22 protein-coding genes and 1 tRNA gene are annotated in these 20,799 nt (G+C 62.1%); 12 read left to right on the forward strand and 11 right to left on the reverse strand.

Annotated elements, in window-relative coordinates; genetic code table 11:
- Nucleotides 1-28: 28 nt before the first annotated feature.
- The gene (locus tag E8E75_RS00385; RefSeq protein ID WP_280357692.1) at nt 29-703 is read right to left on the reverse strand and encodes a PIN domain-containing protein; all 675 of its coding nucleotides are present in this window, start codon (nt 701-703) and stop codon (nt 29-31) included.
- Between the two features lie 156 nt (nt 704-859).
- Between E8E75_RS00385 and E8E75_RS00390 the strand changes: the two genes are divergently transcribed.
- A complete protein-coding gene (locus E8E75_RS00390) occupies nt 860-1,129 on the forward strand; it encodes a DUF5334 family protein (protein WP_280357694.1) in 270 nt (89 codons plus the stop codon).
- Between the two features lie 117 nt (nt 1,130-1,246).
- Here the strand turns inward: E8E75_RS00390 and E8E75_RS00395 are convergent.
- Nucleotides 1,247-1,336, reverse strand: a tRNA-Ser gene (locus E8E75_RS00395).
- 269 nt (nt 1,337-1,605) lie between these two features.
- Between E8E75_RS00395 and E8E75_RS00400 the strand changes: the two genes are divergently transcribed.
- Together E8E75_RS00400 and E8E75_RS29365 are read left to right on the forward strand one after the other, a co-directional pair.
- Nucleotides 1,606-2,295: a crotonase/enoyl-CoA hydratase family protein gene (locus tag E8E75_RS00400; protein ID WP_120651546.1), complete on the forward strand. Its 690-nt coding sequence runs from the start codon at nt 1,606-1,608 to the stop codon at nt 2,293-2,295.
- Nucleotides 2,296-2,336: 41 nt separating this feature from the next.
- Nucleotides 2,337-2,744 carry a hypothetical protein gene (locus E8E75_RS29365; protein ID WP_178123556.1) on the forward strand — a complete coding sequence of 136 codons (408 nt, stop codon included), beginning with the start codon at nt 2,337-2,339 and terminating at the stop codon, nt 2,742-2,744.
- A 162-nt stretch (nt 2,745-2,906) separates the two neighbouring features.
- Here the strand turns inward: E8E75_RS29365 and E8E75_RS00410 are convergent, their stop codons facing one another.
- Nucleotides 2,907-3,764, reverse strand: a complete 858-nt coding sequence (locus tag E8E75_RS00410; protein WP_120651547.1) for an alpha/beta fold hydrolase — start codon at nt 3,762-3,764, stop codon at nt 2,907-2,909.
- A 157-nt stretch (nt 3,765-3,921) separates the two neighbouring features.
- Here E8E75_RS00410 and E8E75_RS00415 point away from each other — a divergent pair, with 157 nt between their 5' ends.
- Nucleotides 3,922-4,893, forward strand: a complete 972-nt coding sequence (locus E8E75_RS00415) for a magnesium and cobalt transport protein CorA (RefSeq protein WP_120651548.1) — start codon at nt 3,922-3,924, stop codon at nt 4,891-4,893.
- 79 nt (nt 4,894-4,972) lie between these two features.
- Here the strand turns inward: E8E75_RS00415 and E8E75_RS00420 are convergent, their stop codons facing one another.
- On the reverse strand, nt 4,973-5,692 hold the full coding sequence (locus tag E8E75_RS00420; protein ID WP_120651549.1) for an amidotransferase: 720 nt from the start codon (nt 5,690-5,692) through the stop codon (nt 4,973-4,975).
- A gap of 340 nt (nt 5,693-6,032) precedes the next feature.
- On the opposite strand from E8E75_RS00420, the gene E8E75_RS00425 reads away from it, so the two are divergent.
- The 3 genes from E8E75_RS00425 to E8E75_RS00435 all read left to right on the forward strand — a co-directional run bounded on the left by E8E75_RS00425 (nt 6,033) and on the right by E8E75_RS00435 (nt 6,979).
- Nucleotides 6,033-6,257 (forward strand): hypothetical protein, encoded by a 225-nt coding sequence (locus E8E75_RS00425; RefSeq protein WP_120651550.1) that lies wholly within the window; start codon nt 6,033-6,035, stop codon nt 6,255-6,257.
- 22 nt (nt 6,258-6,279) lie between these two features.
- Nucleotides 6,280-6,540 carry a hypothetical protein gene (locus E8E75_RS00430; protein ID WP_120651551.1) on the forward strand — a complete coding sequence of 87 codons (261 nt, stop codon included), beginning with the start codon at nt 6,280-6,282 and terminating at the stop codon, nt 6,538-6,540.
- Nucleotides 6,541-6,607: 67 nt separating this feature from the next.
- Nucleotides 6,608-6,979, forward strand: a complete 372-nt coding sequence (locus E8E75_RS00435; protein ID WP_120651552.1) for a glutathione S-transferase N-terminal domain-containing protein — start codon at nt 6,608-6,610, stop codon at nt 6,977-6,979.
- 63 nt (nt 6,980-7,042) lie between these two features.
- Here the strand turns inward: E8E75_RS00435 and E8E75_RS00440 are convergent, their stop codons facing one another.
- The 3 genes from E8E75_RS00440 to E8E75_RS00450 all read right to left on the reverse strand — a co-directional run bounded on the left by E8E75_RS00440 (nt 7,043) and on the right by E8E75_RS00450 (nt 11,980).
- Nucleotides 7,043-9,187, reverse strand: a complete 2,145-nt coding sequence (locus tag E8E75_RS00440; protein WP_120651553.1) for a 3-hydroxyacyl-CoA dehydrogenase NAD-binding domain-containing protein — start codon at nt 9,185-9,187, stop codon at nt 7,043-7,045.
- 100 nt (nt 9,188-9,287) lie between these two features.
- Complete coding sequence (locus E8E75_RS00445) at nt 9,288-10,493, reverse strand: acetyl-CoA C-acetyltransferase (protein WP_153921175.1); 1,206 nt, start codon at nt 10,491-10,493, stop codon at nt 9,288-9,290.
- Nucleotides 10,494-11,092: 599 nt separating this feature from the next.
- Nucleotides 11,093-11,980 carry an AEC family transporter gene (locus tag E8E75_RS00450; protein ID WP_120651555.1) on the reverse strand — a complete coding sequence of 296 codons (888 nt, stop codon included), beginning with the start codon at nt 11,978-11,980 and terminating at the stop codon, nt 11,093-11,095.
- Between the two features lie 146 nt (nt 11,981-12,126).
- Here E8E75_RS00450 and E8E75_RS00455 point away from each other — a divergent pair, with 146 nt between their 5' ends.
- Both E8E75_RS00455 and E8E75_RS00460 read left to right on the forward strand, forming a co-directional pair.
- Nucleotides 12,127-12,483 (forward strand): rhodanese-like domain-containing protein, encoded by a 357-nt coding sequence (locus tag E8E75_RS00455; RefSeq protein WP_120651556.1) that lies wholly within the window; start codon nt 12,127-12,129, stop codon nt 12,481-12,483.
- Nucleotides 12,484-12,486: 3 nt separating this feature from the next.
- Nucleotides 12,487-13,284, forward strand: coding sequence for a cytochrome c (locus E8E75_RS00460; protein WP_120651557.1), 798 nt, complete (start codon nt 12,487-12,489; stop codon nt 13,282-13,284).
- Nucleotides 13,285-13,493: 209 nt separating this feature from the next.
- On the opposite strand, the gene E8E75_RS00465 is transcribed toward E8E75_RS00460, so the two are convergent.
- From E8E75_RS00465 to E8E75_RS00480, 4 genes are all read right to left on the reverse strand, one after another.
- Nucleotides 13,494-14,225: a proteasome-type protease gene (locus E8E75_RS00465; RefSeq protein ID WP_120651558.1), complete on the reverse strand. Its 732-nt coding sequence runs from the start codon at nt 14,223-14,225 to the stop codon at nt 13,494-13,496.
- Nucleotides 14,226-14,330: 105 nt separating this feature from the next.
- Nucleotides 14,331-15,125 (reverse strand): transglutaminase family protein, encoded by a 795-nt coding sequence (locus tag E8E75_RS00470; RefSeq protein ID WP_120651559.1) that lies wholly within the window; start codon nt 15,123-15,125, stop codon nt 14,331-14,333.
- Nucleotides 15,122-16,072: an alpha-E domain-containing protein gene (locus E8E75_RS00475; RefSeq protein ID WP_120651560.1), complete on the reverse strand. Its 951-nt coding sequence runs from the start codon at nt 16,070-16,072 to the stop codon at nt 15,122-15,124. The genes E8E75_RS00470 and E8E75_RS00475 overlap by 4 nt, the downstream gene beginning before the upstream one ends.
- A gap of 2 nt (nt 16,073-16,074) precedes the next feature.
- Nucleotides 16,075-17,484 (reverse strand): circularly permuted type 2 ATP-grasp protein, encoded by a 1,410-nt coding sequence (locus E8E75_RS00480; RefSeq protein ID WP_120651561.1) that lies wholly within the window; start codon nt 17,482-17,484, stop codon nt 16,075-16,077.
- Nucleotides 17,485-17,922: 438 nt separating this feature from the next.
- On the opposite strand from E8E75_RS00480, the gene E8E75_RS00485 reads away from it, so the two are divergent.
- From E8E75_RS00485 to E8E75_RS00495, 3 genes are all read left to right on the forward strand, one after another.
- Nucleotides 17,923-18,474: a peroxiredoxin gene (locus E8E75_RS00485; protein WP_120651562.1), complete on the forward strand. Its 552-nt coding sequence runs from the start codon at nt 17,923-17,925 to the stop codon at nt 18,472-18,474.
- Between the two features lie 267 nt (nt 18,475-18,741).
- A complete protein-coding gene (ydcS, locus tag E8E75_RS00490; RefSeq protein ID WP_120651563.1) occupies nt 18,742-19,893 on the forward strand; it encodes a putative ABC transporter substrate-binding protein YdcS in 1,152 nt (383 codons plus the stop codon).
- Between the two features lie 254 nt (nt 19,894-20,147).
- Nucleotides 20,148-20,799 (forward strand): ATP-binding cassette domain-containing protein (locus E8E75_RS00495; RefSeq protein ID WP_280357697.1); only part of this gene is annotated, 652 nt, incomplete at its 3' end.

A 20,799-nucleotide genomic window follows, 5' to 3' on the forward strand; every position in this document is an offset into this window, starting at 1 on the left:
CACAACACAGCGGGGACAAAAAAATCGACTAAGAGGACGCAGCCCTTTTACTTTTTGGCAAGGAGTAAGTGACCTTTGTTCCATCCTCTTTGACGTAATTACGCTGCCGTAGCACCTGGTAAACACTTTCAATCTCTTCGATAGTTTGCTTACCCAGCTTGGCGCGAATGGTATTGAGCAGCGTCTTGATGGTTCGCGGCCGGGATGCCTTACGGCCGACCAGGTCAGCGATCACCAGGTTAATGTCAGCCTCATTGACCGCCTTCGTTGTTTTCGAAGGGGACGCCTTCACTGGCTCCAGCTTGGGAGAAGGTGGCGGAACGATCTTGGGCGGCGAGAAGCAAGGCATGCCTTCTATGGTTTCAGAGCGAGCGGCAAAAACGTTCTTACCTTTGAGGTGCTTGATCAGCGGATCAAAGCCCTTGTCCCGGGAAATGACGTGGAAGAACGCATCCGGCTCTTCGACAACCAGCCGCCCCATGTAGTAGGCAACGTGAAAGTCGAGGGCATTCTGGCCAGGCGTATCCAGCAGGATGTAGTCGGCCCTATCACCGAAGCGCTGAATGGCCACTGCAAGCTCAGTAGGAAGCTTGGTGTTGTTGGGGCCAAGGAAGACTCGAATCTTGAAGTGAGGCTGCTGCAGCAGCTCCAGGGACTGGACCTGGACGTTTTCGTAGTCGATTAGAACGTAATTCGTGCGCATTCAGTGGTCGTCTCACTTCCATGTCCATGTGCCATCATTATTGTGCAGCAACCGTAGAGACGAAAAGTGGCATTCGATCACTCGATAAGATCGAGCGATTTTTTTAGGTTCCGTTTAACCATCTATAGCCCCTCATCAATCAAAGGAAATGACCAAGTGAAGAGATTACTGATCCTGGCAGCGCTGGCCTTCCCCTGCATCGCCAACGCATGGGACGGATATGACAGTGACGCAGGCGCTGATGTCGAGATCGAGCAGGGAAACTTGGTACGGGAGGGGCAAACGATTGAGTTCTATGACTACTCGTCAGGCGAGTACCGCAGCGCCGACGTGGAATCGATTGATCGATACGGGGGCTCGGTAGAGGTAGAGGTCTACGACCATGACTCTGGCGAGTACAGAACGTTTGAGATGGAGGATGACTGACGGGACCCGTTTCCAAGCCCCCAAAGGCTTTCGACACTTTTTCGACACCCGCTTTTTCGCAGGCAAAGAAAAAGCCCCTGATCTCGTTAGAAATCAGGGGCTTATCTATACGGAAAGTGGCGGTGAGGGTGGGATTCGAACCCACGATACGGTTTCCCGTATACACACTTTCCAGGCGTGCTCCTTCAACCGCTCGGACACCTCACCGGAATCTCTTCGAGGCGTTGGCCCCGTCGAGGTGCGCTAATTTAGTGGAGTGTTTTCCGGAATGCAAACACTTTTTTCATAAATTTCATGCGTTTATGAAAAAAGCTTTCGCATGCCAATTTCCATTTCTGCTGTCAAGAGGCTAACGGGTGGATTGGAACGCGTTCGCGCGCGGCTGAAGCACAGGGTGACTCGCCGGTCAGTCTCAGTCCTTTACCTCCACAGTGGCGCTGAGTAACGTCGATCCACTTCTTAACAAGGAACCCGCCATGAGTGAGCTGATCTCCTACCAACTCGAAGACGGCATCGCCACCCTGACTCTCAGTAACGGCAAGGTGAATGCGATCTCCCCGGATGTGATCGCCGCCTTCAATGCCGCGCTGGATCGCGCCGAACAGGATCGCGCCATCGTGATCGTCACCGGCCAGCCGGGGATTCTGTCCGGCGGCTACGACCTGAAGGTAATGACTTCCGGTCCGCAGAACGCTGTTGCCCTGGTCGCTGCCGGTTCCACCCTGGCGCGTCGCATGCTGGCGCACCCCTACCCTGTCATCGTCGCCTGCCCGGGTCATGCCGTTGCCAAAGGTGCGTTCATCCTGCTGTCGGCGGACTACCGCATTGGCGTCGAAGGCCCGTTCAGCATCGGTCTGAATGAAGTACAGATCGGCATGACCATGCACCACGTCGGCATCGAGCTGGCCCGTGATCGCCTGCGCAAGTCCGCGTTCCACCGCTCGGTGATCAACGGTGAGATGTTCGACCCGCAAGGCGCTCTGGATGCCGGTTTCCTCGACAAGGTCGTGCCCGTCGAGCAACTGCAGGAGACCGCGCGAGCCGCCGCTCTGCAGCTGAAGAAGATCAACATGACCGCTCACCGCAATACCAAGCTCAAGGTACGCAAGGCACTTCTGGAGACCCTGGACGCCGCTATCGTGCTGGACCAGCAGCACCTGGCCTGACGCCCGGTCACAAAAATGCCCCGCATCGCGGGGCTTTTTCATTGGGTCTGTCAAAGGTTGCCGCCGTTGTCGTCTCCCGGCTCGCCACCGGCATGTTGGCCATGGTCGTCGCCGACGTCATGGTCAGCCCCGTCATCTGCACCATGACCAACGCCATGGGCTTCACCGACATCGTGGTCAGCTCCGTCGTCCGCGCCATGTCCAACGCCATGGGGGCCGCCATCGTCAGCACCACGGTCGCTGTGGGAGCTGCCCTGGCCGCTATTTCCGGAATGGCCGCCACCGTCTCCGCTGTGGCCGCTGCCGCCGTGACCACTGCCACTGCCACTGCCACCATGGCCACCACCGCTGCCGCCTCCGTGTCCACCACCGCCACCACTACCGCCGCCACTACCGCCGCCACCGCCACCTCCTCCGCCGCCTCCATCCTTGGCGCAGGCAACCGATGAGCTGGAAAGATCGCCCGGCACGAAGGTAAACGACAGGCTCAGTACCGAGCAGATCGCTACCGCCAACACGCACTTCTTCAGCCCCATGACGCGCCTCCGCTTTTTGCTCTCGACTACGTCCTGAACACTAGCCGCGAACACCGGAGAACGTAACAGAATATTTCAGGCGAGCTGACCGGCGGTGATTTTGCTTGAAAACTGCGCCATACCGCCGATTACTTCCTCGATTACCGTCGCCGGTGATCGCAACCAGGCACTGTGCGGATTTTCAGAAGCGGGCCGCGGGGAGCGCAGCATTCGGATCTCGGGCCGCTCCTGGAGCAAGGCCGCGAGACCGCGGGTCGAGGCTTCCGGTGCGAAGGGGTCGCCGTGAATGCCGATGAACAGAGACGGTATCGGGTTACTGCGTGGATGAGCCAGGCCCAGGCCGAGGTGATCGAAGCTGCCAGTCCACGCTACCCGCCCCCAATCGCGCATCAGGCTGCGCGCTTCGTGGCCGCCAAAGCCGATGGTCTTTCCGGGCAGGTAGCCGAACAGGGCCGTCAGCAGGTTGAAGCACAGGGCCACCGACGGGGTCAGCAAGCGTTGCCGCCCTTCCCAGTTGCGGTAGTGGATATTCCCGCAAGCCACGCCCACCACCGCCACATCGGAATGTGGATTTGCCGCAGCGAACAAGGTAGCGACATGCCCGCCCAGGCTGTGGCCCAGAAGCACCAATCGCCCATCGGGAAAGTGCTCCCTTGCGGCGTCCAGCAAGCTCGGCACGAACTCGTCAATCAGGTCGCGGTAGCCATAGTCGAGCCGACGGTTCGGTCGCGGGCCGCTTTCCCCCTGGCCCGGCCAATCCACCACCAGCACCTGGTTGCCGGCTGCGACGAGGCCCAGGGCAAAGTTTTCGTACTTGCGCGCCGCAACGCCCATGGCTGGCAGCAGGATCAGCACGGGGCCGGGCACGGCGGAGCGATATACGCGATAGGGGCAGTGGAATCGCCCCGCGGAAAAGCGAAAGGCCTCGGTCACTTTGTTCTCCTTGTTCTGGTCGAGAGGCGTGAACAATCTAGAGCAATCGCTCTAGTCATGCCATTGCAGAACCTCGGCGTTCGGCAAGACTCAGAAGATCAGGCGCGATAATCTCCGCCACAGATTTCCTACCAACGGATGAAGGAACCGCTGAACCATGGGTCGAGTCGTTGCCGCCGCTGTATATGCCAAAGGCCGGAAAGTCACCGACATAACCCTCGACGAAGGCTTGCAGTGGGCCAGCAAACCGGGGCATTTCGTCTGGATCGGCCTGCACGATCCCGGTGCAGAGGAGTTGAGCAACCTGCAACGGCAGTTCGACCTGCACGAACTGGCCCTTGAAGACGCCCTCACCCGCCACACCCGGCCCAAGCTGGAAACCTTCGGAGATGCGCTGTTCCTGGTGGTCTATTCGCCCATCGAAGTGGAAGGCGAGCTGCAGTTCATCGAAACCCAGCTGTTCGCCGGCAAGGGCTACATCATCAGTGCCCGTTATGGCGAATCCGCGCCCTACTCCCGCGTTCGCCAACGCTGTGAGGCACGCCCATTGCTGCTCGAACATGGCGAGGACTTTGTTCTCTACGCCCTGCTCAGCTTCGTAATGGAGAACTACCGCCCCCTGATGGACAGCTTCCACTCGGAGCTGGAGGAAATCGAGCAGGCCGTCCTGGAACGGCCGCTGGGCAAGGCCGACGTCGAGCGCATCCATTGCCTGCGCCGCGACTTGCTGCGCCTGCGTCGTTACATCGGCCCCATGGGGGAAATCTGCGAAGAGCTGCAGCGCCTGGACTTTCCCTTCATCGACAAGCAGATGCGTCCGTACTTCCGCGACATCGCAATCCATGTCAATCGGCTGCTGGAAGACCTGACCGGCCTGCGCGAAATGGCCGACCACGCCATCGAAATAGGCCTGCTGCTGGAGTCGTCGCGGCAAAGCGTGGTGCAGCGCAAGTTCGCCGCCTGGGCCGCCATCCTTGCATTCCCGACGGCGATTGCCGGTATCTACGGGATGAACTTCCAGTACATGCCAGAACTGAACTGGCATTACGGCTATTTCGGTGTGTTGGGCGTTGTGGCAACCGGGTGTACCGGGCTGTACGCCAGCTTCAAGTACTACGGATGGTTGTAGAAGCCGACCTGCGCGACACCTGACTCCACTCCATGAAAAAGCCCGCCATTGGCGGGCTTATCTTGCTGCCGAGCGGCTATCAGGCTGCGCGGTCGCGAGCGACGAATCGCATCATCCACTCGGCGACAGCGGCGCCCTGATGGTTGCGATCCAGGCTGCTCACGCCCTGCTTGTAGACCTCATCGCCCAGGAAGTCCTGGCGTAGGTCCAGAATGGCGCGGGAATAGTCTGCGACGAACTCCGGATGCCCCTGGAAGCACAGCACCTGATCCCCAACGGAGTAAGCCGCATTCGGGCAGAAATCACTGGAGGCCAGCAGCGTGGCATTCTCGGGCAGTTGGGTGACCTGATCCTGATGGCTGATCAGCAACGTCAAATCGTCCAGCGCAGGGGTCATCCATTCCGGCTTCTGTTTCAGCTGGTAGCTATGGGTGCCCACACCCCAGCCCTGGGTGGCACGCTCGGTACGGCCGCCCAGCAACAGCGCCAGCAACTGGTGACCGAAGCAGACGCCCAGTAGCTTGTCGCCGGCGTCGTAGCGCGCCAACAGGAACTCCTTGAGCTTCAGAATCCACGGGTCGGTTCCGAAGGAGTCTGCCTTGCTGCCGGTTACCAGGTACGCGTCGAACTTCTCGCCCTCGGGTGGGTAATGCCCCTGCACAACGTTGTAGACACTGAACTCCGCGGGAATCGGCTGCTTGGAAAATAGCTGCTCGAACATCAGGCCGTAGCCTTTGTACTGGTCGATCAGCTCGGGGCGGAGAATGTCAGTTTCGAGAATGCAGATGCGAAGTGGCATTAGCTCATGGTTCCTGAAATGCAGAGAGGCTCTATGTGGGGGAAATGTGCGTTTTATTTAACACAGAGAAGATGTGATTGAAATACCGCTTGATCCGCCCAGCGATAGCCAGCGCCTAACGGGGCGATAGGCTGCTGCAGACGCCCCGCTTCTCCCACCGCGGCCGCAACACGGCGCCGCTCTAATTCGGGGGCTCGCAGGACACGTCAAGTAAAATTTACGCCGCCCTCGGGAACTATTGGTCCCGTCGATACTTACCATGCTTGAAGGTCGTTTTTTCATCGAAAGGATTTTCGCGACTCTACGCACCACCCAGTCCCCCCGGTCGCGGAGTCCAGTCATGAGCAACCTCACCATCAAATACGCACGCAATGGCGCCCTCGCCAGCCTCGGCCTGTATTTCGTCGTGGTGATGGTGGTCCTTGCTGTCAGCTTCGGTTACGAGCGCGGCCGCATCGGGGTGAGCCCGACAGACGGCTCCATGAGCTTCTACCAGCAACTCAGCCAGAGCATTCCCGTGCTGCTGGCGAGCCAGAAGAAGCCCAGCGGCAAGACCCAAGGCTGATACCAGGAACAGGCCGACGACGATGAAGCAGCACAAGAACCGACTCTATTTCCTTGCCGCCCTGGCATTCATGACCAATGGCTTTTCCTTGATCGGCTGCGCGCACGGTTCGGTGGGTGCTGTCGCCAAGAACATCGAGGCCAACCACAACATCGCCCGCGCCATTGCCAACGAACGCGCCTTGGGTGTGCAATCCGGCAATCCGCCGACCGAGCGTGAACTGCAGCTGCCGGCCGCGTTCGACGTCAACTCCCTGAAGTGCTACAGCAGCCTTCTGGCGTGAATGTCGGCTGAACCCGGCAAGTTCCGGTAAACTGCCGCCCCGTTTTTCCACTCAAGGGTGCGCCACCGTGTTCATCAAGGCATTACGAGTCGGCCTGGGCCAACTGATCATCTTCCTCGACTTCATCACCCGTCCGCGCAAGCAGCGCCGCAGCCCGGAATCGCAATCCCGGGTCGCTGAAGAGGCCGCCAGCCTCGCGCTATATCAGTTCAACGCCTGCCCCTTCTGCGTGAAAACCCGCCGCGCCATGCATCGGCTGAACGTGCCGATCACCCTTCGCGACGCGAAGAATGATGAAACCCATCGCGCTGCCCTGCTGGCCGGTGGCGGCAAGGTCAAGGTGCCCTGCCTGCGGATTGAAGAGAACGGCGAGAGCCGCTGGATGTACGAGTCCAACGACATCATCCGTTATCTGGAAAGCCGCTTCGCCAAGGTGTGAATCCACACCGCGAACAAAAAAACCGGCTCTTATCGAGCCGGTTTTTTTATACGAAGCTGGAAACTAGAAGTGCTCGCCCCGGGCCGCCTTGTCCAGCAACAGCGCTGGCGGCTCGAACCGCTCGCCGTATTGCTCGGCCAGATAGCGGGCGCGGGCGACGAAGTCGCGCGGGCCGTACTGGTTGATGAACTGCAGCACGCCCCCGGTCCAAGCGGCGAAGCCGATGCCGAAGATGGAGCCGATGTTGGCATCCGCCGTCGACAGCAATACGCCCTCCTCTACGCAACGCACGGTCTCGATGGCCTGGATGAACAGGATGCGATCACGCACGTCTTCCTGCGGGATCTGCTTGTCGGCCTTCTCGAAGCGTGTCTTCAACTCCGGCCAGAGCTGCTTCCTGCCGCCCACTGGATAATCGTAGAAACCACCACCCGCTGCCTTGCCCGGCCGCTTGTACTCGTTGACCATCAGGTCGATCACGGCGAAGGCCGGATGCTGCGGCATCGCCTTGCCCTCGGTCTTGAGGTCTTCAGCGGTCTGGTTGCGGATGTGGGTCATCAGACTCATGGAGACTTCATCGGAAATCGCCAGAGGCCCTACCGGCATGCCGGCCTTGCGCGTCTCGTTCTCGATCATCGCGGCGGAAACGCCTTCGCCCAGCATGGCGATCCCTTCATTGGTGAAGGTGCCGAACACGCGTGAGGTGAAGAAGCCACGGCTGTCGTTGACAACGATGGGGGTCTTCTTGATCTGCAGGACGTAGTCGAAGCCGCGCGCAAGGGTTTCATCCGAGGTTTTCTCGCCACGAATGATCTCCACCAACGGCATGCGATCCACCGGGCTGAAGAAGTGCAGGCCGATGAATTTCTCGGGCCTGGACACCGCCTGGGCCAGGCCGGTGATGGGCAGGGTCGAGGTGTTGGAGGCGATCACCGCATCCGGCAACGCCGCGGCTTCGGCAGCGACGCTGACCTTGGCCTTCAGCTCACGGTTCTCGAATACGGCCTCGATGATCAGGTCGCAACCGTCAAAATCCGCATCGCTGTCAGTGGCCTTGATTCGGGCGAGGATGACATCACGCTTCTCCGCCGCCATATGGCCGCGGCTGACGAGTTGATCGAGCAGGCCCTGGGAATAGGCCTTGCCCTTCTCCGCAGATTCCAGCGATACGTCCTTCAGTACCACCTCGATACCGGCGATAGCGGAGACGTAGGCAATGCCCGCCCCCATCATGCCGGCGCCGAGCACACCCACTTTCTTCGTCACATAGGGCGCCGGGCCTTTGGGCCGCGAGCTGCCAGCGTTGATTTCGTTCAGCTGGAACCAGAAGGTGCCGATCATGTTCTTCGCCACCTGGCCGGTGGTCAGCTCGGTGAAATAGCGAGCCTCGATCAGTTGGGCGGTATCGAAGTCCACCTGGGCGCCTTCGACTGCCGCGCACATGATCTTCTCCGGCGCCGGGAAGCAGCCCTTGGTCTTGTCCCGCAGGACAGAAGGAGCGATGGCGAGCATCTGCGCCACATTGGGGCTGGACGGCGTGCCGCCGGGAATCTTATAGCCGGCGGTGTCCCAGGGTTGCGCCGCCTTGGGATTGGCGGCAATCCAGGCGCGGGCCTTGGCCAGCATCTCATCCGGGGTCTGTGCCAGGTCGTGGATCAGGCCGGCCTTGAGCGCCTGCTCCGGGCGTACCTTGCGGCCCTCGGCGAGGTACGGCAGCGCCTTCTCGATCCCCAGCAGGCGCACCATACGCACCACGCCGCCGCCGCCCGGCAGCAGGCCGAGGGTCACTTCAGGCAGGCCGAGTTGCACGCTGTTGTCGTTGACGGCGATGCGATGATGACAGGCCAGGCAGATTTCCCAGCCGCCGCCCAGGGCAGCGCCGTTGATGGCAGCCACCACCGGTTTGCCGAGGGTTTCTAGGCGGCGCAGTTGGCCCTTGAGGCCCAGCACCATCTGATAGAAGGCGTTGGCGTCGGCCTTGGTGACCTTGATCAGCTCATTGAGGTCGCCGCCAGCGAAGAAGGTCTTCTTGGCCGACGTGATGATCACACCGGCAATCGCGTCCTTCTCGGCTTCCAGTCGTTCGACTGCCTTGGCCATGGCTTCGCGGTACACCGCGTTCATGGTGTTGGCGCTCTGGCCCGGCATGTCCATGGTCAGGACGACGATGTTGTCCTGGCCTTTTTCGTAACGGATGGCGTCAGTCATTTCTTATGTCCCATTCGCAGTCGCCGTAGGAGCGAGCTCCGCTTGCGAACACCCCTCACAGGGGCACTATTCGCGAGCAGAGCTCGCTCCTCCAGTCGGATCAGATTCGCTCGATAATCGTTGCGATACCCATGCCGCCGCCGACGCACAGCGTCGCCAGGCCGTAGCGCAGGTTGCGCGCTTCCAGTTCGTCCAGCAGGGTGCCGAGGATGGCGCAGCCGGTGGCGCCAAGCGGGTGGCCCATGGCGATGGAGCCGCCGTTGACATTGACCTTCTCTTCCGGCACGCCCATGTCCTTCATGAACTTCATCACCACCGAGGCGAAGGCTTCGTTGACCTCGAACAGGTCGATGTCGGCCACACTCAGGCCGGCCTTGGCCAGCGCCTTGCGAGTGGCCGGCGCGGGGCCGGTAAGCATGATGGTCGGGTCGGTGCTGGTGACCGCGGTGGCGACGATGCGCGCGCGGGGTTTCAGGCCCAGCTCCTTGCCCTTGGCCGCTGAGCCGATGAGCATGGCGGCGGCGCCGTCGACGATGCCGGAGCTGTTGCCCGGCGTGTGCACGTGCTCGATGCGCTCGACCTGGCTGTACTTGCGCAGGGCGGTTGCGTCGAAGCCCATCTGCCCCATCATTTCGAAGCTTGGCTTGAGCGCCCCCAGGCCTTCCAGGGTGGAGTCGCCGCGAATGAACTCGTCATGGTCGAGCAGGACGACGCCGTTCTGGTCGGTGACCGGTACCAGGGATTTCCTGAACGCACCTTCGGCGCGGGCACGCGCGGCTTTCTGTTGGGAGCGCAGGGCGAATGCATCGACATCCGTGCGGCTGAAGCCTTCGAGGGTGGCGATCAGGTCGGCACCAATGCCTTGGGGCACGAAACTGGTGTGAAGGTTGGTTTCCGGGTCCATGGCCCAGGCACCACCGTCGGACCCCATGGGCACACGGGACATGGATTCCACGCCGCCGGCCACCACCAGATCCTCGAAGCCGGAACGCACCTTCATCGCAGCCAGGTTCACCGCTTCCAGGCCCGAAGCGCAGAAACGGTTGATCTGTTGGCCGGAAACGGTCTCGTCCCAGTCGGCAACCAGCGCTGCGGTCTTGGCGATATCGGCGCCCTGGTCGCCCACCGGCGTCACGCAGCCGAGGACGATGTCGTCAACCTGGCTGGTATCCAGGTCGTTGCGCTCGGCCAGGGCGCGGAGCAGCCCGGCGATCAGATTGACCGGCTTGACGCTGTGCAGAGCGCCGTCCTTCTTGCCCTTGCCGCGGGGTGTACGCACCGCGTCGTAAATGAATGCTTCGGTCATGGCGTCCTCTTGAGGCAGCTAGGCGGCACCGCTGGTGCCCGTTGTTCTTGTGTGTCGACCACCGGTGTCCTGGCAGGCTGTGGCTACCTTATCGCTATAGGCCATTGGCTCAATGACGGAAAAGCTCAGCCACATTGACCGCTGCGCTCAGACGAACGGTCGGCTGATGGCCAGTTGCTGGCGAAGGCGAAAGGGAAGTGTCTGGCTTCGGGGCTGGTCGATAGCGATCAGCCACCCTCAATAGCCGCGCATTACTAGCAGCAACGCACTAGTTACCAACCGGTATAAGCGGAATGTGATGCCGGCCCTAGAGTTTGAAATGCAAGCAGCCGCTGCCGGGTTTTGCCGGAGTGGTGATTTGTCAAAAGCCACGGAGGAAGGTGAGGTTACGGGCCGGCCGTAGGGAGCCCAGACCGACGCACCTCCAACAACAAAAAAGGCAGTTGGCCATGTTCAAGCAGCCGAAAATGCGGCAGGCGAGCCTTATCGTCTTTGCCACCACCGTCATTCTCATCCTTCCCAACCTGACCCGGCTGGTCAGCTGATCGTCAATTGTTACCCATCAACTGGTAGTCCTGTGCTGCGTACCGCCCCTGCGGTCAACGCAGCGCGGGTAACCACCACGCCAGCAGCAACGGAATCAGCACGAAGGACAGCAGCGTCGAGCACATCACCAGACTCGCCACCGCTTCAGGCGATCTCCCTGCGCGCACCGCGAACAGGTAGTTGAAAACCGCTACTGGCATCGCCGACTGCATCACCAGTACCCCCTGAGCGAGCGGCGTCAGCCCGAGCATCCAGCCCACCAGCCACCCTGCGGCTGCTCCGCACAGAATGCGCAAGGCACCTAGAAGCATGCCGTTGCCCAGGTGATGAACGCGAATACTCGCCAGGGACACGCCGAGGGTCAGCAGCATCAAGGGAATGGTCATGCCACCCAGCAAGCCGATGGTGTTGGCCAGCCAGAGTGGCAACTGGATGTCCCAGATCACCAACGGCAGGGCCAGGGCAAGGCTGATGATGATCGGGTTGACCAGGAGCTTTTTCGGCGAACGCTCGGTACCGGAGAGCAGCAAGCCCAGGCTGAAATGCCCCACCGAGAGGACGAGGAAGAACGCCACCGCCAGCGCCAGCCCCTTCTCACCGAAGGCATAGAGGGCAATCGGCAGGCCCATGTTGCCGGAGTTGGGGAACAGGTAAGCCGGCACCAGGATGCGCCAGTCCTGGCGGAACACCCGGCTCAACAGGCTGCCGATCAACCCCATGACGAGCATCACCAGCACACAGGCGATAGCCAGCTGACCGAAGGCGTGGCGGTCGATCTCGGTGCGACTGAGCGTGGATAGCACCAGACTCGGCGTGCCGATATTCAGCACCAGGCGAGCGATGAACTCCGTGGGATAAGGCTGCCCCGACCGGGCCCAACCGTAACCGAGACCGGCAGCGATCAGCACCGGCGCCATGACCGCGAACAACTCGGCCAGCATGGCCACTCCTTAAAAGCTGCCGACTGCCGAACAGCGCGTCGAACTAAGCTCTGGTTATGACGGAAAACCGCGATCCTACTGGCCTGCGCCCCCTCCGATCAATTGTGCTAGGTTCGGGGGACACGCCTTATTCAGGAGCCGCCATCATGCGTACCCTGCTTGCTGCTCTCTCCCTTGCCCTGAGCCTGCCGGCCGTCGCCGGTGATACTGATCAGGCCGCCGCCGTCGAAGCGATGCGCCAACCCAATGCCGTGTTGATCGACGTGCGAACCCCCGAAGAAGTGGCCGAAGGCACCATTCCCGGCGCGCGCAACATCGGCTACGAAGCTATCAGCCAGCGAATTGCCGAGGTCGCCCCGGACAAGGACACCCCGATAGTGCTCTACTGCCGCAGCGGCCGCCGCTCCGGTATCGCCCAGGACAGCCTGAAGGACCTGGGCTACAGCCGGGTGATCAATGGCGGCGGCTACCTGGACCTGAAAACCGCCCTGCACAAGGACTGATCGATGCGCCATGCGCTTCTCGCCCTGCTGTTCTGCTTCACCCCGCTCCACGCCGCCGAGCTGACCCTGGAAATGCCCGGCGGCACACGCACCTGGGATACCGCCGCCCTGCTCGCCCATCCGCAAGCGCAGGAGGTGACCATTGTCGATGACGTCTCCTACAAGAAGTCCATGCGCTACCGCGCCGTGCCTTTATCGGCATTGCTGGAAGGCGTGAAGCCGGACGAACACCTGCAGGCCGTGGCGCTGGATGGCTTCGCCGCCGAACTGGCTGCAGCTCCGCTGTTGAACAGCAAGGGCGCCCGCGCCTGGCTGGCCATCGAAGACCCGGCCAAACCATGGCCGCCGCTGGCTGCCGGCAAGCCCAGCGCCGGGCCCTTCTATCTGGTCTGGACCAACCCCAAGGCCGCTCGCATCGGCCCGGAGCAATGGCCCTTCCAGGTAGCACGCATCCGCTACCTGCCCTCCGTGGCCGAGCGCTTCCCGGCCCTGCTCCCGGCCGACAACGCCGACGCCGGAGTACAGGCCGGCTTCGACCAGTTCCAGAAAAACTGCCTGGCTTGCCATCGCCTCAACGGCGCGGGTGATGCCCAGTTCGGCCCGGACCTGAACATCCCTCATAACCCCACCGAATACCTCGCCGGCGACTTCCTCCCCCGCTACATCCGCGACCCACAGAGCCTGCGTCGCTGGCCCCAGGGCAGAATGCCGGGCTTCTCTAAAGAAGCCATCACCGATGAAGAGCTCGGGCAGCTGATCGGCTACCTGAAGCACATGGCGGGGAGAAAGGTGGCGCCGTAGGTTTCCTGTAGCGCTGGCTGCTTCTGGGGGGATTGCTATCGCGAATGAATTCGCTCCTACAGGTGAAGGTTGGGTGCCTGCATTGCCCAACCGCCCTCACGCCAGCCCTCTCCCAGCGGGAGAAGGGGTAGATATCGTGCCGCAGGTGAGTTCGGCGCAGTCCCCGTAGGGGCGAACTCATTCGCCAAGGAGGCCGAAGGTCTCCCCGATCACACGTTGTATTCCACCGGTGGCGGTGGCAACTCGCTGATCAGGGCTTGCAGTCCTTCCGCCCATTGGCGGCGGATGTCGACGAAGTATTTGTCTTCCTCGGTCACCCGGTAGCCGGCGGGAAGAATCAGGCTGTCGCGGTGATACACCAGCAGGTCCAGTGGCATGCCTACGGATAGGTTGCTGCGGATGGTGGAATCAAACGACACCAGGGCACAGCGCAGGCCCTCTTCCAGGCTGGTGTCGAATTCCAGGTTGCGGTCGAGGATCGGCTTGCCGTACTTGCTCTCCCCCAGTTGCAGGAAGGGGGTGTCCACAGTGGCCTGGATGAAATTGCCTTGCGGATAGATGCTGTAGAGGTCCGGCGGGGTGCCGGCGATTTGCCCACCCACCAGGAACGAACAGGTCAGGTCGGTATTGCCCGCCAGCGGAGCACCATCGCGGGCGATGACTTCACGAATGGTTTCGGCCACCAGCGCAGTGGCGTCGTAGAGGGTGGGCACGGTGTTCAGATTCGGTCCCGGACCGCCTATGCGTTGCTTGAGCAGGTTGACCACGGACTGCGATGTAGCCAGGTTGCCGGCGCTCTGCAGGACGATCAGCCGCTCGCCGGTAACGCCGAAGGTATAGAGCTTGCGGAAGGTAGCGATGTGATCGATGCCCGCATTGGTTCGCGAGTCCGATACGAACACCAGGCCGTCGGCCAGGTGCATGGCGACGCAATAGGTCATGCCGGTTCTCCTTGTTGAGACTCTCCGCGTCGAATGTCCGGCCGCCGGCCCTGGCGGGCTGGCAGAAAGGGGCGGCCGGTCTCGCGGAACGCCGGGAAGCTCGCGTTACTGCACCTGCACCAGCAACGGCGGCGCGTCCACCTTGGCGTGCATCTGCTCGCCGCCACCGCCGCGACGCATGCCGCGCACCGGACAGGCATCCAGGTAGTCCAGTCCCACCGCCAGTTTCAGGTGACGCTCGGGGCGGGCCAGGTTGTTGGTCACGTCGAAGCTGTACCAGGCATCGCCCAGCCAAGCTTCGGCCCAGGCGTGGCTGGCGAGGTTCTGGTCATTGCCCTGGTACAGGTAACCGGAAACGAAGCGCGCCGGAATGCCCAGGCTGCGGGCACAGGCCAGGAATGCGTGGGTATGGTCCTGGCAGACTCCGGCACGACCGGCGAAGGCTTCGGCGGCGGTGCTGTCGACGCGGGTCACACCTTTCTTGAAGGGCATCTGCGCATGCAGCGCTTCCATCAGGTCGATCAGTCCACCCCGATCACGACGGTTCCCGCACTCAAGCGCGGCGAACTCCCGCAGGGCGTCGTCTGCCGTGGTCAGGCGGGTGAAACGCAGAAATGGCAAGGCCGAGTGTTTGTCGTGCTCGGCCTCACGTTTCTCGTCGATCTCCACCTGGCCACGGGCGCTGATGACGATGGAGTCATGGGGCTCGTCCAGGGTCAGTACATGAAAGATGTTGCCGAAGGGGTCGACCTGCGCACGCACCGGGCGCGGCAGGGTCAACTGCCAACTGAGCACGTGCTGGCGTTCGTTTTCCTGGGGAGTCAGGCGCAGGTACTGGATGCTCGCGCGGACCTGGTCGTCGTAGCGGTAAGTGGTGTCGTGGCGGATGGACAGTTTCATACAGCCTCCAGATACGAGCTATGGATGGCCCGAGCCAGTTGGCGGACCAGCAGGATGAAGTCGGTGAGCCACGTGTGCAGGCCCTCATCGAGGATTTCGTCGATGGCGGTGTAACGCAGCCGCGCGTCCAATTCCGCGGCCAGGCGCTGGGCCGGGCGACCGTTGTCTCCTGGCAGGTGGGCGAGGATGTCGTTCAGTTCTTCCATGCACGCGCGCAGCGAACGCGGTACGTCGGCGCGAAGCAGAAGCAGCTCGGAAACCTGACGGGCATCGGGCGAGCCCCGATACACCTCGGTGTAGGCCTCGAACGACGACAAGGCGCGGAGCAACGCGCTCCACTGGTAGTAGCCGCGTGCGGAACTGTCGCTGACCTCCTCTGACTCTTCGCCAAACATTTCGTAGCGCGAGTCCAGTAGGCGCAGGGTGTTGTCCGCGCGCTCGATGAAGGTGCCCAGGCGAATGAAGCAGTAGGCCTCGCCACGCATGATGGTGCCGTAGCTGGCGCCGCGGAACAGGTGCGAGCGCTCCTTTACCCACTCGCAGAAACGGCTGATTCCGTAGCGGCCAAGACCCTCGTTGGAGATGTTCAGCATCTCCAGCCAGGTGGCGTTGATGTTCTCCCAGATGTCGGCGGTGATCCGCCCGCGCACGGCATGGGCATTGATCCGGGCCGCGCGCAGACAGCTGAAGATGCTCGCCTGGTTGTCTGCGTCAAGGGCGAAGAAGTGCAGCATGCGCCCGGCGTTCAACTCACCATGTCGCTCCTGATAAAGCTCCAGGGTGCCGGTGCTTAGCAGCGACATGGCCAGTTCGTCCAGGCCATCGCCACGGCCGTCCTGGGGCATCAGCGACAGCGAATAACTGACTTCCAGCATGCGTGCCAGGTTTTCCGCGCGCTCCAGGTAGCGCGACATCCAGTAAAGCTCGGAGGCAGTTCTGCTCAGCATGATCAGTCCTCCACGATCCAGGTGTCCTTGGTACCGCCACCCTGGGATGAGTTCACCACCAGGGAGCCTTCACGCAGCGCCACGCGGGTCAGGCCGCCGGGCACCAGTCGGGTTTCCCGCCCGGAGAGCACGAAGGGCCGCAGGTCGATGTGGCGCGGGGCGATGCCCTTCTCGACGAAGGTCGGGCAGGTGGACAGACACAGCGTGGGCTGGGCGATGTAGGCCTCGGGGCGGGCCTTGAGGCGCTCGCGGAAGGCTTCGATTTCCTTGGCACTGGCGGCCGGCCCCACCAGCATGCCGTAGCCGCCGGAGCCCTGGGTTTCCTTGACTACCAGTTCGGGCAGATGGGCCAGCACATGGGACAGTTCTTCAGGCTTGCGGCATTGCCAAGTGGGCACGTTCTTCAGGATGGGCTCCTCATCCAGGTAGAAGCGGATCATGTCGCCGACGTAGGGATAGATGGATTTGTCGTCCGCCACGCCGGTGCCGATGGCGTTGGCCAGCACCACGTTGCCGGAGCGGTAGGCGGCCAGCAGGCCGGGCACGCCAAGCATGGATTCGGGGTTGAACGCCAACGGATCGAGGAAGGCATCGTCCAGCCGGCGGTAGATCACGTCGACCGGTTGCGGGCCGGCGGTGGTCCGCATGAACACCCGGTCGTCGCGGACGAACAGGTCAGCCCCTTCCACCAACTCCACGCCCATCTCGCGAGCGAGGAAGGCATGCTCGAAGTAGGCGCTGTTGAAGCGCCCCGGCGTCAGCACCACCACGCTGGGGTTGTCCAGCGGGCTGGAGCTCTTCAGCGTGTCCAGCAGCATGTTCGGGTAGTGATCGATAGGGGCGACGCGCTGGGCGGCGAAGAGCTCAGGAAACAGCCGCATCATCATCTTGCGGTCTTCGAGCATGTAGCTGACACCGCTCGGGGTGCGCAGGTTGTCTTCCAGCACGTAGTAGGTGCCATCACCATCGCGCACCAGGTCGACCCCGGCGATATGGGCGTAGATATCGCGGTGCAGATCCAGGTCCTGCATGGCGATCTGGTAGCCCTCGTTGGCCAGCACCTGCTCGGCAGGAATGATCCCGGCCTTGATGATCCGCTGGTTGTGATAGAGGTCGGCGAGGAACATGTTCAGCGCCTTCACACGCTGAATGCAGCCTTTCTCAACCACCCGCCATTCGCTCATGGGAATGGCACGGGGAATGGTGTCGAAGGGGATCAGGCGCTCGGTACCCTGTTCATCGCCGTAAAGAGTGAACGTGATACCGGCTCGGTGGAATAACAGGTCAGCCTCACGGCGTCGCTGGGCCAGAAGCTCCTCGGGGGTGTCGGCCAGCCAGCGGGCGAATTCCCGGTAATGCGGACGGCACTCGCCACTCGCGTCATACATCTCGTCATAAAAAGTGCGGGACATGCCTAACTCCTTGTCACCACGGGCGAATACGCAGTCGCAAGCCCCGTGCCATCGCAACAACCGCTTGCCTTTCAATAACTTGCAGCACACGCGCAGTCGTAGCGCCCCAGACTGGTGCAGCTCGCGGAACCGAACTGACCATGTCGCCCTATTTGGCGGCGGTACAGGGTTGGACGGAATGCGACGGCGAGGTGTTCCCCCGGTTGTCAACGAAGGAACCGCCATCCCTGGAACGAACAGTCTAGCCCGGCCTCGTGCGGCCCTTGGGATCGATTGTTCTATGTATATGTTGCGATTTGGAATTTGTCCTATAACCCTCCGACCTAAGGTCATAGCCAGCTTCCTATGGTCGCCATTGCCCGGACGCATTTTCCAAGGTCGCGGGAGCCTTCCATACTTGCTCCATTCCAGTGCCCCTCCTGCCCGGAGCAACCTGCCATGCTCACCATCGGAGACAAACTGCCGGCGTTCAACCTGCTGGCGGTAGACCACGACTCGGAACACGCCGCCACCCCGGAGAGCGCTTTCAAGCGCGTCAATCAGGACAGCCTCCTCGGCAAATGGAAGGTGCTGTTCTTCTGGCCCAAGGATTTCACCTTCGTCTGTCCTACCGAGATCAAGGCGTTCGCGGACCTGCTGGAGCAATTCAATGACCGCGACACCCAGCTGATCGGGGCCTCCACCGACAGCGAGTTCGTCCACCTCGCCTGGCGCCGCGACCACAAGGACCTCAAAGGGCTGAGCTTTCCCTGGTTGGCGGACATCCGGCACGAACTGACCAACGCCCTGGGCATCATCGACCGGCGCGAAGGCGTGGCCCTGCGCGCGACCTTCATCATCGACCCGGACAATGTCATCCGCCATGTCTCGGTGAACGATCTGCTGGTAGGTCGTAACCCGCAGGAAACCCTGCGCCTGCTCGACGCGCTGCTGACAGAAGAGCTGTGCCCCTGCAATTGGCACAAGGGTGAAGCGACCATCCATTTCTGAGGGTGCAACCGCACGAATTCATTCGCGAAGCAGATCGAAGATCTGCCTTGTTCACGCGGGGAAGCTGCGCTCCCCCTTTCGCGAATGAATTCGCTCCCACACCTCTCGCACCACTCCCAAGCACCCTTCCTTGTCAGCCCCAAAGCCCCGAACTACGCTGCTCAATGCGAGTAGCGGCCGTATTTTTCGGCGCGCTTTCATCGCATCGCCAACGGCATGTAGTTCCGCCGAACAGGCTCCGCACGTCATGTACAACAGGAGTCGACAATGCCTTCGTTCAAACCAGCCTTCCTTTCATTCGCCGTCAGTTGCGCCTGCCTCATCGCCTCTGCCCAGGCTGCCGAACCGCTGAAGCAGCTCGGCAAGGGTGAAGGCCAGCTCGACATCATCGCCTGGCCCGGCTACATCGAACGCGGCGAGTCGGACAAGAACTACGACTGGGTCACTCAGTTCGAGAAAGACAGCGGCTGCAAGGTCAACGTGAAGACCGCCGCCACGTCCGACGAGATGGTCAGCCTGATGGCCAAGGGCGGCTACGACCTTGTCACCGCTTCCGGCGACGCCTCGCTGCGCCTGGTGTTCGGCAAACGGGTACAGCCGATCAACCCGGATCTGATCCCCAACTGGAAGACCCTCGACGAGCGTCTCCAGGACGCGCCCTGGCACACGGTGAAAGGCGTGCACTATGGCACCCCGTACCAATGGGGGCCGAACCTGCTGATGTACAACACCAAGCTGTTCAAGCAGGCGCCGGATAGCTGGGCCGTGGTCTTCGAGCCCCAGCAGTTGGCCGATGGCAAGGCCAACAAGGGGCGCGTGCAGGCCTATGACGGCCCGATCTACATCGCCGACGCCGCCCTCTACCTGAAATCCGCCAGGCCGGAACTGGGCATCCAGGACCCCTACCAGCTCACCGAAGAGCAGTACGCCGCGGCGCTCGACCTGCTGCGCAAGCAGCACAGCCTGGTGCACCGCTACTGGCATGACGCGACCGTACAGATGAGCGATTTCAAGAATGAAGGCGTGGCCGCCTCCAGCACCTGGGGCTACATGGCCAATACCTTGAAGGCCGAGAAGCAACCGGTGGAAACGGTGTTCCCGAAAGAGGGGGTCACCGGCTGGGCCGACACCACCATGCTGCACGTGGACGCCAAGCACCCGAACTGCGCCTACAAGTGGATGGACTGGTCGTTGCAACCCAAGGTCCAGGGTGACCTGGCCGCCTGGTTCGGCTCGCTGCCCGTGGTTGCCAAGGGCTGCACCAGCAGCGAACTCCTCGGCCCCGGTGGCTGCGCCACCAACGGTTATGACCAGTTCGACAAGATCGCCTTCTGGAAAACCCCGGAAGCCCAGGGTGGGAAGTTCGTGCCGTACAGCCGGTGGACGCAGGACTATATCGCGATCATGGGCGGGCGCTGAACTGGCTGCGCGACCTGATGGCTGCGTTGCGTCCTCGCTCGGCGCGTCGCCTGCCAGAAGATATGTCTCGCGCCTCGCTGCGGGGCGCCTTGCCTTCAGGCCGCTCGCTCAGTCCAGTCCGTAGCACGATGAAAGCTCCCCTCTCGCTCTGGGAGAGGGGCCGGGGGTGAGGGTAGCCAGGCACCGCGCGGTGTTGCCCTCTCCCCAGCCCTCTCCCGGAGGGAGAGGGAGTAAAGCTCACTGGAGCCCTATCCATGACCACAGCCGTCCAGTTCACCGATGTCTGCCGCCACTACGGTGATGTGAAGGCAGTCGACCGGGTGTCCATTGAGATCCGCGACGGCGAGTTCTTCTCCATGCTCGGCCCCTCGGGCTCGGGCAAGACCACCTGCCTGCGCCTGATCGCCGGCTTCGAGCAACCCACCTCGGGTTCCATTCGCATCCACGGTGAAGAGGCCGCCGGCCTGCCGCCCTACGAGCGCGACGTGAACACCGTGTTCCAGGACTACGCCCTGTTCCCGCACATGAACGTGCGCGACAACGTCGCCTATGGCCTCAAGGTGAAGGGCGTAGCTCGCGCCGAGCGCCTGGCACGTGCCGAAGAAGCGCTCGGAATGGTCGCCCTGGCCGGCTACGGCGACCGCAAGCCCGCGCAGCTTTCCGGCGGCCAGCGCCAGCGCGTGGCCCTTGCTCGCGCATTGGTCAATCGCCCGCGCGTGCTGCTGCTTGACGAACCCCTCGGCGCATTGGACCTGAAGCTGCGCGAGCAGATGCAGAGCGAGTTGAAGAAGTTGCAGCGCCAGCTCGGCATCACCTTTATCTTCGTCACCCACGACCAGGGCGAGGCGCTGTCCATGTCCGACCGCGTGGCGGTGTTCAACAAGGGCCGCATCGAGCAGGTGGACA

This window comes from Pseudomonas sp. BN606 (genome assembly GCF_029873115.1).
In the GTDB taxonomy this organism is placed as follows: domain Bacteria; phylum Pseudomonadota; class Gammaproteobacteria; order Pseudomonadales; family Pseudomonadaceae; genus Metapseudomonas.

Bases quoted from the DNA above. Each gene is read 5' to 3' on its own strand.
- E8E75_RS00455 (WP_120651556.1), top strand. From the start codon at position 12,127: ATGCGTACCCTGCTTGCTGCTCTCTCCCTTGCCCTGAGCCTGCCGGCC.
- E8E75_RS00480 (WP_120651561.1), bottom strand. From the start codon at position 17,484: ATGTCCCGCACTTTTTATGACGAGATGTATGACGCGAGTGGCGAGTGC.
- E8E75_RS00445 (WP_153921175.1), bottom strand. From the start codon at position 10,493: ATGACCGAAGCATTCATTTACGACGCGGTGCGTACACCCCGCGGCAAG.
- E8E75_RS00420 (WP_120651549.1), bottom strand. From the start codon at position 5,692: ATGCCACTTCGCATCTGCATTCTCGAAACTGACATTCTCCGCCCCGAG.
- E8E75_RS00385 (WP_280357692.1), bottom strand. From the start codon at position 703: ATGCGCACGAATTACGTTCTAATCGACTACGAAAACGTCCAGGTCCAG.
- E8E75_RS00425 (WP_120651550.1), top strand. From the start codon at position 6,033: ATGAGCAACCTCACCATCAAATACGCACGCAATGGCGCCCTCGCCAGC.
- E8E75_RS00465 (WP_120651558.1), bottom strand. From the start codon at position 14,225: ATGACCTATTGCGTCGCCATGCACCTGGCCGACGGCCTGGTGTTCGTA.
- E8E75_RS00485 (WP_120651562.1), top strand. From the start codon at position 17,923: ATGCTCACCATCGGAGACAAACTGCCGGCGTTCAACCTGCTGGCGGTA.
- E8E75_RS00400 (WP_120651546.1), top strand. From the start codon at position 1,606: ATGAGTGAGCTGATCTCCTACCAACTCGAAGACGGCATCGCCACCCTG.
- E8E75_RS00450 (WP_120651555.1), bottom strand. From the start codon at position 11,980: ATGCTGGCCGAGTTGTTCGCGGTCATGGCGCCGGTGCTGATCGCTGCC.
- ydcS (WP_120651563.1), top strand. From the start codon at position 18,742: ATGCCTTCGTTCAAACCAGCCTTCCTTTCATTCGCCGTCAGTTGCGCC.
- E8E75_RS00475 (WP_120651560.1), bottom strand. From the start codon at position 16,072: ATGCTGAGCAGAACTGCCTCCGAGCTTTACTGGATGTCGCGCTACCTG.
- E8E75_RS00415 (WP_120651548.1), top strand. From the start codon at position 3,922: ATGGGTCGAGTCGTTGCCGCCGCTGTATATGCCAAAGGCCGGAAAGTC.
- E8E75_RS00430 (WP_120651551.1), top strand. From the start codon at position 6,280: ATGAAGCAGCACAAGAACCGACTCTATTTCCTTGCCGCCCTGGCATTC.
- E8E75_RS00440 (WP_120651553.1), bottom strand. From the start codon at position 9,187: ATGACTGACGCCATCCGTTACGAAAAAGGCCAGGACAACATCGTCGTC.
- E8E75_RS00460 (WP_120651557.1), top strand. From the start codon at position 12,487: ATGCGCCATGCGCTTCTCGCCCTGCTGTTCTGCTTCACCCCGCTCCAC.
- E8E75_RS00470 (WP_120651559.1), bottom strand. From the start codon at position 15,125: ATGAAACTGTCCATCCGCCACGACACCACTTACCGCTACGACGACCAG.